Here is a 13,209-nt window from a genome sequence, read left to right on the forward strand (position 1 = left end):
ATGCCGGGCGAGGCGGGCGGCGCGGTCAGTGGCAGGGCGTGGCGCCGCGGTCGGTATAGGCGGCGACGCCGGGGTCGGTTTCGCTGGCGACGGCCAGAAATTCCCATGTATAGCCATTGTCGAATAAATCCAGCCGCAGCACGCCGAGGCTGAAATTGTTCCGCGCCTCGCTGTTGTCCGCCGCGAAGCGCATCGGCGTCAGCCAGGCGCCGCCGGTGCCGACCACGAACTGCCGCATGCCGCGGGCGTCGTCGCGCACGCCGTGCGCATCCTGCGGCGCGAAACGCTCGTAATCATGGTCGTGCCCGGCCAGCGCAAGATCCACGCCGCCGTCCGCCAGCGCCTGCCATAACGGCGCCATGAAAGCGTTGCCCGCATGGCCGCCGGAACTGTACCGTGGATGGTGCCAGAATGCCAGCGTGCACAGGGCCGGATGGCGCGCCAGGTCGTCTTTCAGCCACGCCAGCTGGGCATCGGCCCTGGCCCCGCGCAGCGTGCTGTTGAGCGAAATGACATGCCATTTTCCCAATTGGACGCTGTAATAACCGTCTTGTTCCGGCACGGCCGTTGCGCCGAAATAAGCGTAGTAGCCGGGTGCGCCGGGGGTGTAGTACTCGTGGTTGCCGGGGGTGGGCAGGGTGCGCTCGCGAAACCTGCCCCAGGTGGGCTCGTAGCAGTCGCTGAATTCGGCCGGCGTGCCGACCGGATAGGTATGGTCGCCCAGCGTGAGCACGCGGGCGCCGGGATGGGCGGCGAGACCGGCCTCGACCAGCCAGGCCGTGGCCGCCGCGCCGCTGGACTCCGGCATCCGGTAGCGGCAGTCGGCGATGTCGCCGGCCGCATAGACCGTCAGCGGCGCGCCGCGAAAGCCGTGCGGCGCAGGCGGCGCCGCGCAGCCGGCGAGGGCGGCGATCAGGGTGGCGATCAGGGCGGCGCCGGCGAGGCGGCGAACGGTCAGGGCAATTCGGAAGCGCTGGGGCATGGGGGTTCTCCGTCGGGAGCCAGAGCGTAGCGCCCGGACCGCCGCCGGGGCAAGGCCGCACATGATGCGTCGCCAGCGCGCCGGTTCATGTTAGCCTTGCCGCTTCATTCGCAAAGAGACCATGTACAAGCAATTTTTCCAGCTCAGGCACGCGCCGTTTTCGATTGCCCCGGACCCGCATTACCTGTTCATGAGCGAGCGCCATCGCGAGGCGCTCGCGCATCTGCTGTTCGGCGTCGACGCCGGTGGCGGCTTCGTGCTGCTGACCGGGGAGATCGGCGCCGGCAAGACCACGGTCTGCCGCTGTTTCCTGGAGCAGGTGCCGCGCAACTGCAATGTCGCCTACATCTTCAATCCGCGGCTGACCGCGGTCGAACTGCTGCGCACCATCTGCGAGGAATTCCGCCTGCCGCCGCCAGCGTCCGACAGCTCGGTCAAGGACCTGGTCGACCGGCTCAATGCGCACCTGCTGGCCGCCCACGCGGAAGGGCGCAACAATGTGCTGATCATCGACGAGGCGCAGAACCTGTCGCTGAGCGTGCTGGAACAGCTGCGGCTGCTGACCAACCTGGAGACCAGCGAGCGCAAGCTGCTGCAGATCATCCTGATCGGCCAGCCGGAACTGCGCGACATGCTGGCCCGTCCCGAACTGGAGCAGCTGGCGCAGCGCGTGATCGCCCGCTATCACCTCGACGCCCTGTCCGCGCCGGAAACCGGGGCCTATATCAACCACCGGCTGGCGGTCGCCGGCCTGCCCGGCGACTCGCCGTTTCCGCCGCGGCTGACCCGGCTGATACACCGGATCACCCGCGGCGTGCCGCGCCGGATCAACCTGCTGTGCGACCGGGCGCTGCTCGGCGCCTACGCGGGGGGCATGCGCCGGGTCGACCGCGGCATACTGCGCGCCGCGGCAGCCGAAGTGTTCGGCGCCCAGCCTGGCGCGCAGCCCTACCGTCCGTATGCGATTGCCGGGGTGCTGGCGCTGCTGGCGGGCGGCGCGCTGCTGGCAGGCGGATGGAACTGGCGGGATGTCGCCAGCCTGGTGCATGCGCCCGTCGCCGAGACCGCAACCGTGGCTGCGACCGCGCCGGCGACGCCTGCCGCCGCCGTGCCGGCGAAGGCGGCGGATGCGCCCGTGCCCCCAAGTCCGGACGCATCGCCGGTGCCGTCAGCGCCTGCAGCGCCCGTGGCCTCGGCATCCGCAGCCGCTTCGCCTGCGCCGCCGGCCGATCCGGCGCCGGGACCCGGCCCCGCCAGCGTCACCGCGGCGCTCGGGCTGGAACCGGTCGTGCGGGCGACGGGGCTGTCCGAAATCGGCAGCCTGCTCAATGGCGCGCCTGCCGACGAGCAGGCGCAGCTTGCCGGGTTGGCGCGATTCTGGAAGTCCACGCTGGGCGAGGGGGAGCCGTGCAAGGCGGCGCTGGCGGCCGGCCTGCATTGCTTCCAGTCCGCCGGCGGACTGGCCGAACTGCGGCAACTGGGACGCCCGGCCATCATCGCGGTCAGGGACGACGCCGGGATCCAGCGGCATATGCTGCTGGTGGCGCTGGGCACCGCCGGCGCCGGCCTGCAGGTCGGCGACCAGGTGCGCATGGTCAGCCTGGTGACGCTGGGCCGCCGGATGCCGGGCCGCTTCCTGACCCTGTGGCGCGCGCCGCAGGACTTCCGCGCCAATCTCAAGCCCGGCGACCGCGGCGCCGATGTCGACTGGGTCGCTGCGCGCCTGGCCGTCATCAACAACTATGCCGAACCGGAGCCGGGCCGCCAGTACGATGCCGCGCTGGCCCGCGAAGTGCGCACCTTCCAGGCGGCCCAGGGCTTGCCGGCCGATGGCATCGTGGGGCCGAAAACCATGATGGCCCTGAACGGGGCCGCCGGCGTGCCCGAACCGCAACTGGCCGAGCCGCAGCTCGGCGCGCAGGGGAAATAACCATGTCCTACATATTGGAAGCGCTGAAGAAAGCCCAGGCCGAACGGGCGCGCGGCGACGTTCCCGGCGTCAACGCACAACCGGTCCCGACCATCGCCGCCCGTGCTCCCAGCCCCTTGCGTCCGTGGATGTTGGTCTTGCTGGCGGCGCTGGTCGCCTGCGCGGTTCTGTTCTGGCAATGGCCATGGACCCGCCCGGAGCCGGCCGCGCCGGCGCCCGTGGCCCAGGCGCCCGCAGCGGTCGTCGCGCCGGCGCCGAAGGCGGTCCCCGTGCCTGAGGCTGCGCCTGCCCCGGCGCCTGCCCCGGCGGCCGTGCCGGCAGCAACGCCGGCGCCGGCCAAGCCCCTGCGCAAGCTGGGCGAACGCGCGCCCGGGGAGGCAAGCGCCGTCGCGCCCACCCCGGCGCCCGTCCCGGCGCCCGAGAGGATTGCCTCCCTGCAAGACCTTCCCGCGCAGATACAGCGCGAAATTCCCGCGCTGGCGATCAATGGCTATATTTACGCAAGCAATCCGGCGGATCGTTCGGTGCTGATCAACAACCGCCTGCGTCGCGAGGGCGATGCGCTGGGGGACGGTTTCGTGCTCGAGAAACTGCTGCCAAGGGAGATGGTGCTGAATTACCGCGGGTACCGCTACCGGATCAGCTACTAGCCACGCGTCATTAAGCGCATCCCGATGTTCGTTGGCGCACCGATGACGATCCGTCGTCGGGCGTATGCTCAGGATTGGACAGCAGTGCCGGCTGCCTGCACGCAGGACAGGCCGGCTATTTCAATCAATCAGCAAGGATATCGAGATGACCGCAGAAAACACCGTAGGCAAATTGGACAAGAACGCAATCCGCGCCGCCGCAACCAGCACCGAAGAGGGCGCAGTCAGCTCGGGCTACAAGGGCGACCGCGAAGGCATCATCGCCATGTTGAACGAAGCACTGGCGACCGAACTGGTCTGCATCATGCGCTACAAGCGCCACTATTACACCGCGACCGGCCTGGAAAACACGTCGATCAAGGAAGAGTTCCTGGAGCACGCGAAAGAAGAAGAAGCGCACGCCGACATGATCGCCGAGCGCATCGTCCAACTCAATGGCGACCCGGACTTCAATCCCCGCACGCTGAGCGAGCGCAGCCATGCAGAATACGACGATTCGAGCGACATCCGCGCGATGATCAAGGCCAACCTGATCGAGGAGCGGGTCGCGATCGAGGCATACAGGCAGATGATCGAGCGGATCGGCGATAGCGATCCGACGACCAAGCACATGCTGGTGCAGATCATGGCGCAGGAAGAGGAACATGCAGATGATATGAGCGATCTGCTCCAGTGAGATGGAGGATGTTCTGGTCAGCTGGGCTTGCTTGATTATGCTTGGCAGCTGACCGGCTGACCGATTCGGTGGTCGACTGCTCGACTTGTTGACTTGTTGAGTGGCCGGCTGCCTGGCTGGGTTGGTGCAATTGAGTTTTCAAGTGGGCTAGTATGTGGTGGGCCTGGCACTATCCTGGCCTATATTTCTGCTCCCCCATGTTTTCCTCTTCGCCGTGAGTCGGCTGCGCAGCAGCTGTATCGAAGGGTTGCCCCAGCTTCAGCATGTCTTTGCTGTTGCAGTTGTAGTTGCAGTACCGCACAGCGACCGTTGCTGTTGCTGTTGCTGTTGCGCGCGCAGCGACAGTTGCAGTTGCAGTATTTCGCTGTACTCCCACCTCCATTTCCCCTAAATGCTCTCGCAGTGAGTGTATCGAACGGTTCCTCACACCTGTGGCATGTCGTTGCAGTTGCCGTTGCAGTGGCCGTTGCCGTTGCCGCTGCAGTGAATCCCCGTCGATGGCAACACGTCGCCAGTGCCGAAATCGGATAAAGAAGCGTCCGCTGTCTGAGCGAAGCGAGTTTCGGACGTTTCCCGATTTCGGTGCTGGCGGCGTGTGCACCCCGCGCAGCGGGGCGCCATCATCGGGCTCGCCTTCTCTTGCCTACTTCTCTTGGCGAAGCAAGAGAAGTAGGTCGGCTGCCGGGCCGAAACCCGGCTAGGTCGTCCGGCAGGCCAGCCGGTATTGCTTCATCCGCCAGCAGGCGCACCGTCGCGAAGCCGCTTCTGCAGTTTGCGACGGCTGCACGTTACGAGAACTCGCCACAGCGCAAGGCGCCGATGCTGCGTCTGCTGACGGGTGAAACGTTGAGGATTCACTGCCGTGGGGAGTAGCCGGGAGTCCGTCCCGGCGGCCGGGTCACTTCTTTTGCTTCGCCAAAAGAAGTAACCAAGAAAAGGCGACCCCTACGATGGCGGTCCGCTGCGCGGACTGCACGCGCCGCCAGCACCTGAAACGGGAAGCGTCCGAAACTCGCTTCGCTCAGACAGCGGACGCTTCTTTATCCGTTTCAGGCGCTGGCGACGCGTCGCCATCTAACGGGGATTCACTGCAACGGCAACCGCAACGACAACTGCAGCGGCAGCGGCAGCGGCAACCGCAAAGGCAACGGCAACCGCAAAGGCAACGGCAACCGCAAAGGCAACGGCAACCGCAAAGGCAACGGCAACCGCAACCGCAACCGCAACCGCAAAGGCAAAGGCAAAGGCAACGGCAACCGCAAAGGCAACGGCAACCGCAAAGGCAACGGCAACGGCAACGGCAACGGCAACCGCAACCGCAACCGCAAAGGCAAAGGCAACGGCAACCGCAACCGCAAAGGCAAAGGCAAAGGCAACGGCAACCGCAAAGGCAACGGCAACGGCAACCGCAACCGCAAAGGCAACGGCAATGGCAACCGCAAAGGCAACGGCAATCGCAACCGCAACGGCCGTTTCCCAAGCAACGGCAACGGCAACTGTCGCTACGCGGAACTCCAGCTGTCGCTGCACGGGCAACGACTTCCTGCAGTCGCTGCGCGAAACTTCCTTGTACTAGGATCGTCTTGCGTTAGCCACCCCATCCATCCAGCGATCGTCGAAGCCAGTGGCCGACCAACCACTGTCAGATCGCTTCCTGCATCCTCGCCGCGCATCGACAGCACCGCCGGCACGTCCCGCGGCACCACGCCGCCGCCCCCTTTACGGTAGCAGGACCGACAACTCCTGCGCCCCACGCAAAAGGGATGGCAGGAATTCCTCTTCCATCTGCCGCGTCGACACGCGCGTCGCCTGCGCGCCGATGTTCAGCGCGGCATGCACGACGCCCGACGCGCCGCGAACCGGGACTGCGATGGAACGCAGGCCGACTTCCAGTTCTTCTTCGACGACCGAATAGCCCGACACGCGTACCTCGCTCAGGATCTCGCGCAGCCGGGCGACGGAGACGACGGTGCGCTCGGTGTAGGCGCGCAGCTTCACGGTGTCGAAATAGCGTTGCAGCGCTTCATCCGACAGGTTCGCCAGCAGCACGCGGCCAAGGGACGTGCAGTAGGCGGGGAGGCGGCTGCCGGTGTTGAGGGCGATGGACATCACGCGGGAGGTGGCTGAACGGGCGACATATAAGACCTCGTCATTGTCGAGGACCGCGAGCGAGCAGGACTCGTTGAGCGCGCGGCTGATGCCGTTCAGGCAGGGCTGGGCGGATACGGTGAGCGGGGTGGAGGACAGGTAGGAATAGCCGAGCGACAGGATCTTGGGCTTCAGGAAGAAGTTGTTGGCCTCGGAATCGGCGTAGCCGAGACGCTTCAGCGTATACAGGCAGCGCCGGACTGCGGCGCGCGGGATGCCGGTCTTGTGGCTGATCTGGGCGATGGTGAGGCTGCGGCGCTGGTCGCTGAAGGCGCGGACCACGGCAAGGCCGCGTGCGAGCGATGTCATGAAGCTTGGGTCAGTCATCGCTTCGATTTCCTGCGCGATGGTCAATAGCTTATCGGAGTGAAAAGACTGGTTGTCCAGGACAATCGGCTCTTGGAATGCTTGCATGGGGGTCCTCGCCTTGGTGAGTATTGTTGGTCATTACTGTTCGGCGATCGCACACTATCGCGGGCATCGCCTTGACGATTGCTGTTCTCGTATGAAAAACTCAGAGTTCGTTCTATTAGCAGACATTTGTTCGATAAACGAACATTTAAGCACGTTAAGCTTAAAGGTGTAATGGTTGCAGAACAGGTTTGCAGAACAATCGGAGCAATTCGTTACAAAATAGCAAGTTTCGGATTTACGTTCTTTAACCAATAGTCACGATTTTTGTTAAATATCGGTCAATATGTTGGCGTTGCAATCCGCAGTTGAATTAACATCGGCGCAGCAAGTGTTCCGTCCACAGAGAAAGAGTGTCTTGTGATCAACAAAATATCTGCCACGCTGGAGGACGCTGTCGCCGACGTGCATGACGGCGCGACCGTGATGATCGGCGGCTTCGGCAACGCCGGCATGCCGGCCGAACTGATCGATGCGCTGATTGCGCAGGGCGCGCGTGAACTCACCATCGTCAACAACAACGCCGGCAATGGCGACACCGGCCTGGCCGCGCTCCTGAAGGCGAAACGGGTGCGCAAGATCATCTGCTCGTTCCCGCGCCAGACCGACTCGCATGTGTTCGATGCGCTGTACCGCGCCGGTGAAATCGAGCTGGAGCTGACGCCGCAGGGCAACCTTGCAGAACGCATCCGCGCCGCCGGCGCCGGCATCGGCGGGTTTTTCACGCCCACCGGCTACGGCACGCTGCTGGCAGAAGGCAAGGAGACCCGGCTCATCGATGGCCGCCACTATGTGCTCGAATCGCCGATCCATGCGGACTTTGCGCTGATCAAGGCGCTGAAAGGCGACCGCTGGGGCAATCTCGTCTACCGCAAGACCGCGCGCAATTTCGGGCCGATCATGGCGATGGCGGCGAAGTGCGCAATCGCCCAGGTGTCCGAGGTCGTCGAACTCGGCGAACTCGACCCCGAAGCGATCGTCACCCCCGGCATATTCGTCCAGCGCATCGTCAAACAGGAGGCTCCATGAAACGCCTGACCCGGGACCAGATGGCCGCCCGCGTCGCCCGCGACATTCCCGAGGGCGCTTACGTGAACCTTGGCATCGGCCTGCCGACCATGGTGGGCAACCACCTGCCGCGCGACCGCGAGATTTTCCTGCACAGCGAAAACGGCCTGCTCGGCATGGGGCCGGCGCCTGCGCCCGGCGAAGAGGACGAGGACCTGATCAATGCCGGCAAGCAGCCGGTGACGCTGCTGCCCGGCGGCGCCTACTTCCACCATGCCGACTCGTTTGCGATGATGCGCGGCGGCCATCTCGACATCTGCGTGCTCGGCGCCTTCCAGGTGTCGACCTCCGGCGACCTTGCCAACTGGCATACCGGCGCGCCGGACGCGATACCCGCGGTCGGCGGCGCGATGGACCTGGCGCTGGGCGCGAGGGACGTCTTTGTGATGATGGAGCACCTGACCAAAAGCGGCGAGAGCAAGGTGGTCGCGCAATGCACCTATCCGCTGACCGGCATCGGCTGCGTCTCGCGCATCTATACCGACCTGGCCGTGCTCGACGTGACGCCGGCCGGGCTGTCGGTGCGGGAAATCCTGTCCGACATCAGTTTCGAAGAACTGCAGCAACTGACCGGCGTGCCCCTGACGCGCGCCGTTTGAACAATCAATAACCAAAGAGACCAGACCATGATCGAAGCCTTTATCTGCGACGCCATCCGTACTCCCATCGGCCGTTACGGCGGCGCATTGAAGGATGTGCGCGCCGATGACCTCGGCGCCGTCCCGCTGCGCGCGCTGATGGAGCGCAATCCGAACGTCGACTGGACCGCGGTGTCCGACGTGCTGTACGGCTGCGCCAACCAGGCCGGCGAGGACAACCGCAATGTCGCCCGCATGTCGCTGCTGCTGGCCGGCCTGCCGCAGGAGATCGGCGGCGCCACCATCAACCGCCTGTGCGGTTCCGGCATGGACGCGGTCGGCACCGCGGCGCGCGCGATCAAGTCGGGCGAGACCGGGCTGATGATTGCCGGCGGCGTCGAGTCGATGACCCGCGCCCCGTTCGTGATGGGCAAGGCCGACAGCGCGTTTTCACGCAGCGCCAATATCTTCGACACCACCATAGGCTGGCGTTTCATCAACCCGCTGATGAAGGCGCAGTACGGCGTCGACTCGATGCCCGAGACCGCCGAGAACGTCGCCACCGACTACGGCATCAGCCGCGAGGACCAGGATGCGTTCGCCGTCGCCAGCCAGAACAAGGCGGCTGCCGCGCAAAAGAACGGCACGCTGGCCGAGGAGATCACGCCGGTGATCATCCGCCCGAAAAAAGGCGAGCCGGTCACGGTCGAGCAGGACGAGCATCCGCGCTCGACCAGCGTCGAGGCGCTGTCCAAGCTGAAAGGCGTCGTGCGTCCTGACGGCACCGTCACCGCCGGCAATGCATCGGGCGTCAACGACGGCGCCTGCGCGCTGATCCTGGCCAATGAAGCCAGCGCAAGCCGCCATGGCCTGACGCCGCGCGCCCGCATCGTCGGCATGGCGACCGCCGGCGTCGCGCCGCGCGTGATGGGCATCGGCCCGGCGCCGGCCACGCAAAAGCTGCTGGCCCAGCTGGGGATGACGATAGACCAGATGGACATCATCGAGCTCAACGAGGCGTTCGCCGCGCAGGGCCTGGCCGTCCTGCGCCAGCTGGGCGTGAGCGACAACGACCCGCGCGTGAACCCGTACGGCGGCGCCATCGCGCTGGGCCATCCGCTGGGCATGAGCGGCGCGCGTCTCGTCACCACCGCGATGTACCAGCTGCACCGCACCGGCGGTCGCTTTGCGCTCTGCACGATGTGCATCGGCGTGGGGCAGGGCATTGCAATGGTCATCGAGCGCGTTTGATCGGTCCAGGCAGTAACCACGGAGACAAGCATGGCCAACCAGGCACAATACCGGCGCCCCTTCCACGGCACGCAGCCGGACTATCTTTACCCGCCTTACCGTTCGACCGTGAAGCGCGCGCCCAGCCAGCCGCTGATCATCTTGCCGCAGACGCTGACCGAAGTGACCGGCCCGGTGTTCGGGCATGATGATGTGAAGGCCGGCGACAACGACCTGACGCACCAGCATGCCGGCGAGCCGATCGGCGAGCGCATCGTGGTCAGCGGCCGGGTGCTCGACGAAAACGGCAGGCCGGTGCGGCATTCGCTGGTGGAAATCTGGCAGGCCAATGCGGCCGGCCGCTATCCACACAAGAACGACAACCATGACGCGCCGATCGACCCCAACTTCACCGGGGGCGGCCGCACCATGACCGACGAGCATGGACGCTACCAGTTCCTGACCATCAAGCCGGGCGCCTACCCGTGGGGCAACCACTTCAATGCCTGGCGGCCCGCGCACATCCATTTCTCCCTGTTCGGCAATGCGTTTGCGCAGCGCCTGGTCACGCAGATGTACTTCCCCGGCGACCCGCTGCTGCCGTTCGACCCGATGTACACCAGCATCCCGGACGAGCGCGCCCGCGACCGCCTGGTGTCCACCTTCGACTGGGAAAACACCACGCCCGAGTACGCGCTCGGGTACCGCTTCGATATCATCCTGCGCGGCCGCGATGCGACGCCGATGGAGAAATAGCATGAGCCTGCAGATGTCTTCCTCGCAGACCATCGGTCCTTACCTGCATATCGGGACCGACTGGCTGATCACCACCGAGCTGGCCGGCGCCGACACCGCCGGCGAGCGCATCAGCATCGAAGGCCGGGTCTACGACGGCAACGGCGCGCCCGTCACCGATGCGCTGGTCGAGTTGTGGCAGGCCGATGCCGATGGCAATTACGCCGGCAATTCCGCCGGCGCCGAAGCAGGCGCCGGGCAGCCAGCGTCCGCGCATGCCGGCTTCCGCGGCTTCGGCCGCACGCCGACCGACAGCACCGGCCATTTCCGATTCAGCACCATCATGCCGGGCAGGTTGCCGGGGCCGGGCGACATGCTGCAGGCGCCGCATATCGCGGTCACCGTGTTTGCCCGCGGCCTGCTGAAGCACCTGGTCACGCGCATCTATTTCCCCGATGCCGCCGGCAATGCCGAAGACCCGCTGCTCAATGCCGTGCCAGCCGACCGGCGCGGCACGCTGATTGCGCAGCCCTCGTCCGCGAAGGGAAGCTACCAGTTCGACATCGTGCTTCAGGCCAGCCCCGGCGGCCGGCCCGAAACCGTATTCCTCGATGTCTGACGGCGTGGCCGCGCGCGGCTTCACGCTGACGGGGCCGATGCTGGCCAGCGCCGACATGCTGTCGCTGTTTTCCGACCAGGCGGCCGTGCAGCGCATGCTGGACTTCGAAGCCGCGCTGGCGCGTGCTGAGGCGGCGCACGGCGTCATCCCGGCCGATGCGGTCGCTGCCATCGTCGACTGCTGCGATGCCGCACGGATCGACCTGCCGGCGCTGGCGCAGGCGGCGGCAGCCGCCGGCAACCTCGCCATTCCGCTGGTCAAGCAACTGACGGCCGCGGTGCTGCGCGACGATGCCGAGGCCGGCAAGTACGTGCACTGGGGCGCAACCAGCCAGGACGCGATCGACACCGGCCTCGTTCTTCAGCTGCGCGACGCGCTGTCCCTGGTCGCTGCCGACCTCGCGGCGCTGGCCGGCGCACTCGCCAGCCTTGCCCGCGTACACCGGGACACCACGATGGTCGGTCGCACCTGGATGCAGCATGCGCTGCCGACCAGCCTGGGATTGAAAGCCGCGGGCTTCCTGGACGCCGTGCTGCGCCACCGCCAGCGGCTGCAGCAGGTGCGCGGTCGCGCGCTGGCCCTGCAGTTCGGCGGCGCCGCCGGCACGCTGGCCAGCCTCGGCGACAAGGGCCTGGCGGTGGCGGCGACGCTGGCGCAGGACCTGGGCCTGTCGCTGCCCGACCTGCCGTGGCACACGCAGCGGGACCGCGTCGCCGAAGTGGCGACCGTGCTGGGCCTGCTGACCGGCACGCTGGGCAAGATGGCCCGCGATATATCGCTGATGATGCAGACCGACGTCGCCGAGGCGGCCGAGCCGTCCGCACCCGGACGCGGCGGTTCGTCGACCATGCCGCACAAGCGCAACCCGGTCGGCTGCGCCGCCGCGCTGACGGCGGCGGCGCGGGTTCCGGCGCTGGTCTCGACCATGCTGTCGGGCATGGTGCAGGAACATGAAAGGGCGCTCGGCGGCTGGCAGGCCGAGTGGGACACCTTGCCCGACATCGTGCTGCTGACCTCGGGCGCCTTGCGGCAGATGCGCGACGTGGCCGCCGGCCTGCAGGTGGATGCCGCGCGCATGCGCGCCAACCTCGAACTGACGCACGGACTCATCATGGGAGAATCGGTCATGCTGGCGCTGGGCGCGGCGATCGGCAGGATGGCGGCGCACAAGCTGGTCGAGCAGGCCAGCCAGGAAGCGGCGGCGAGCGGCCGTCACCTGCGCGAGGTGCTGGGCGAGAATGCCGACATCGGCCGCCACCTGTCGCCCGAAGCGCTGGACCGCCTGTTCGACCCGGCCAACTACCGCGGCGAGGCCGGCGCCTTCGTCGACCGCGTGCTGTCCCGCTACGAACAAAGCGAACACGAAAACAAACCTGGAACGGAGACAAGACCATGAGCTACCTCGACCACGAAGGCGTGCGCCTCCATTACGAACTCGAAGGCCGCGAGGATGCGCCGGTGCTGGTGCTGTCCAATTCGCTGGGCACCACGCTGGAGATGTGGGCGCCGCAGATGCCCGCGCTGCTGCAGCATTTCCGGGTGCTGCGGCACGACGCCCGCGGCCACGGCCGGTCGGATGTGCCGCCCGGGCCTTACAGCACCGCGCAGCTGGGCGCCGACGTGCTGGCGCTGATGGACCACCTTGGCATCGCCCGTGCGCATTTCTGCGGCCTGTCCATGGGCGGCATGATAGGGATGTGGCTGGGCACCCATCATGCCGGCCGCCTCGACCGGCTGGCGCTGTGCAATACCGCGGCAAAGATCGGCACGCCGGAAACATGGAATCCGCGCATCGCGAAGGTGGAGGCCGAGGGCATGGCTTCCATCGTCGATACCGTGCTAGAGCGCTGGTTCACCGACCGCTTCCGGGCGCGCGCGCCGGAGCAGGTGGCTGTGGTGCGGGACATGCTCCTCAATACCGCGCCGGCCGGGTACAGCGCCAATTGCGCGGCCGTGCGCGACATGGACCAGCGCGCCGACCTCGCGTCCATCCGGGTGCCGACCCTGGTCATTGCCGGCACCCACGACGGCTCGACGCCGGCGGCGGACGGCCGCGCAGTGGCCGATGCAATACCCGGCGCGCGCTATGTCGAACTGGACGCGGCCCATTTGTCGAACTGGGAGCAGAGCGAGCAGTTCACCCAGGCGCTGGTCGCCTTCCTGACCGCCTGATCGAAAGGGA

Annotated in this window: 13 protein-coding genes; 10 read left to right on the top strand and 3 right to left on the bottom strand. The window is 66.5% G+C overall.

Translation table 11 applies throughout. The features are described 5' to 3' along the window. Positions 1–25: 25 nt before the first annotated feature. Positions 26–982, bottom strand: coding sequence for a metallophosphoesterase family protein (locus QOL82_RS02185; RefSeq protein WP_283440577.1), 957 nt, complete (start codon positions 980–982; stop codon positions 26–28). A 121-nt stretch (positions 983–1,103) separates the two neighbouring features. Here QOL82_RS02185 and QOL82_RS02190 point away from each other — a divergent pair, with 121 nt between their 5' ends. The 3 genes from QOL82_RS02190 (at position 1,104) to QOL82_RS02200 (ending at position 4,238) form a co-directional block, all read left to right on the top strand. Further along, positions 1,104–2,912 carry an ExeA family protein gene (locus QOL82_RS02190; RefSeq protein WP_283440578.1) on the top strand — a complete coding sequence of 603 codons (1,809 nt, stop codon included), beginning with the start codon at positions 1,104–1,106 and terminating at the stop codon, positions 2,910–2,912. A gap of 2 nt (positions 2,913–2,914) precedes the next feature. Then, entirely contained in the window at positions 2,915–3,562 is a 648-nt protein-coding gene (locus QOL82_RS02195; protein WP_283440579.1) for a general secretion pathway protein GspB, read from the top strand. 145 nt (positions 3,563–3,707) lie between these two features. Next, positions 3,708–4,238 (top strand): ferritin-like domain-containing protein, encoded by a 531-nt coding sequence (locus QOL82_RS02200; RefSeq protein ID WP_283440580.1) that lies wholly within the window; start codon positions 3,708–3,710, stop codon positions 4,236–4,238. A 1,074-nt stretch (positions 4,239–5,312) separates the two neighbouring features. Here QOL82_RS02200 and QOL82_RS02205 read toward each other — a convergent pair. Together QOL82_RS02205 and QOL82_RS02210 are read right to left on the bottom strand one after the other, a co-directional pair. After that, positions 5,313–5,768 carry a hypothetical protein gene (locus QOL82_RS02205; protein WP_283440581.1) on the bottom strand — a complete coding sequence of 152 codons (456 nt, stop codon included), beginning with the start codon at positions 5,766–5,768 and terminating at the stop codon, positions 5,313–5,315. A gap of 189 nt (positions 5,769–5,957) precedes the next feature. Beyond that, positions 5,958–6,800: an IclR family transcriptional regulator domain-containing protein gene (locus QOL82_RS02210; protein WP_283440582.1), complete on the bottom strand. Its 843-nt coding sequence runs from the start codon at positions 6,798–6,800 to the stop codon at positions 5,958–5,960. Positions 6,801–7,157: 357 nt separating this feature from the next. Here QOL82_RS02210 and QOL82_RS02215 point away from each other — a divergent pair, with 357 nt between their 5' ends. The 7 genes from QOL82_RS02215 to pcaD are packed head-to-tail and all read left to right on the top strand — an operon-like array spanning position 7,158 to position 13,199. Beyond that, positions 7,158–7,826: a 3-oxoacid CoA-transferase subunit A gene (locus QOL82_RS02215; RefSeq protein WP_283440583.1), complete on the top strand. Its 669-nt coding sequence runs from the start codon at positions 7,158–7,160 to the stop codon at positions 7,824–7,826. After that, a complete protein-coding gene (locus tag QOL82_RS02220) occupies positions 7,823–8,464 on the top strand; it encodes a CoA transferase subunit B (protein ID WP_283440584.1) in 642 nt (213 codons plus the stop codon). Before QOL82_RS02215 ends, QOL82_RS02220 begins: the two co-directional genes overlap by 4 nt. A 27-nt stretch (positions 8,465–8,491) precedes the next feature. Continuing rightward, on the top strand, positions 8,492–9,694 hold the full coding sequence (gene pcaF / locus QOL82_RS02225; protein WP_283440585.1) for a 3-oxoadipyl-CoA thiolase: 1,203 nt from the start codon (positions 8,492–8,494) through the stop codon (positions 9,692–9,694). A gap of 30 nt (positions 9,695–9,724) precedes the next feature. Beyond that, entirely contained in the window at positions 9,725–10,429 is a 705-nt protein-coding gene (gene pcaH / locus QOL82_RS02230) for a protocatechuate 3,4-dioxygenase subunit beta (RefSeq protein WP_283440586.1), read from the top strand. A 1-nt stretch (position 10,430) separates the two neighbouring features. Then, positions 10,431–11,027 (top strand): protocatechuate 3,4-dioxygenase subunit alpha, encoded by a 597-nt coding sequence (pcaG, locus tag QOL82_RS02235; RefSeq protein WP_283440587.1) that lies wholly within the window; start codon positions 10,431–10,433, stop codon positions 11,025–11,027. Further along, the gene (locus QOL82_RS02240; protein ID WP_430438421.1) at positions 11,020–12,423 is read left to right on the top strand and encodes a 3-carboxy-cis,cis-muconate cycloisomerase; all 1,404 of its coding nucleotides are present in this window, start codon (positions 11,020–11,022) and stop codon (positions 12,421–12,423) included. The genes pcaG and QOL82_RS02240 overlap by 8 nt, the downstream gene beginning before the upstream one ends. Then, a complete protein-coding gene (gene pcaD / locus QOL82_RS02245) occupies positions 12,420–13,199 on the top strand; it encodes a 3-oxoadipate enol-lactonase (protein WP_283440588.1) in 780 nt (259 codons plus the stop codon). Before QOL82_RS02240 ends, pcaD begins: the two co-directional genes overlap by 4 nt. Positions 13,200–13,209 lie beyond the last annotated feature (10 nt).

The sequence above is a fragment of the Noviherbaspirillum suwonense genome (assembly GCF_900182955.1).
Lineage (GTDB): Bacteria > Pseudomonadota > Gammaproteobacteria > Burkholderiales > Burkholderiaceae_D > Noviherbaspirillum_A > Noviherbaspirillum_A suwonense.

Bases quoted from the DNA above. Each gene is read 5' to 3' on its own strand.
- pcaF (WP_283440585.1), top strand. From the start codon at position 8,492: ATGATCGAAGCCTTTATCTGCGACGCCATCCGTACTCCCATCGGCCGT.
- QOL82_RS02210 (WP_283440582.1), bottom strand. From the start codon at position 6,800: ATGCAAGCATTCCAAGAGCCGATTGTCCTGGACAACCAGTCTTTTCAC.
- QOL82_RS02185 (WP_283440577.1), bottom strand. From the start codon at position 982: ATGCCCCAGCGCTTCCGAATTGCCCTGACCGTTCGCCGCCTCGCCGGC.
- QOL82_RS02200 (WP_283440580.1), top strand. From the start codon at position 3,708: ATGACCGCAGAAAACACCGTAGGCAAATTGGACAAGAACGCAATCCGC.
- QOL82_RS02190 (WP_283440578.1), top strand. From the start codon at position 1,104: ATGTACAAGCAATTTTTCCAGCTCAGGCACGCGCCGTTTTCGATTGCC.
- QOL82_RS02220 (WP_283440584.1), top strand. From the start codon at position 7,823: ATGAAACGCCTGACCCGGGACCAGATGGCCGCCCGCGTCGCCCGCGAC.
- QOL82_RS02240 (WP_430438421.1), top strand. From the start codon at position 11,020: ATGTCTGACGGCGTGGCCGCGCGCGGCTTCACGCTGACGGGGCCGATG.
- QOL82_RS02195 (WP_283440579.1), top strand. From the start codon at position 2,915: ATGTCCTACATATTGGAAGCGCTGAAGAAAGCCCAGGCCGAACGGGCG.
- pcaH (WP_283440586.1), top strand. From the start codon at position 9,725: ATGGCCAACCAGGCACAATACCGGCGCCCCTTCCACGGCACGCAGCCG.
- pcaG (WP_283440587.1), top strand. From the start codon at position 10,431: ATGAGCCTGCAGATGTCTTCCTCGCAGACCATCGGTCCTTACCTGCAT.
- pcaD (WP_283440588.1), top strand. From the start codon at position 12,420: ATGAGCTACCTCGACCACGAAGGCGTGCGCCTCCATTACGAACTCGAA.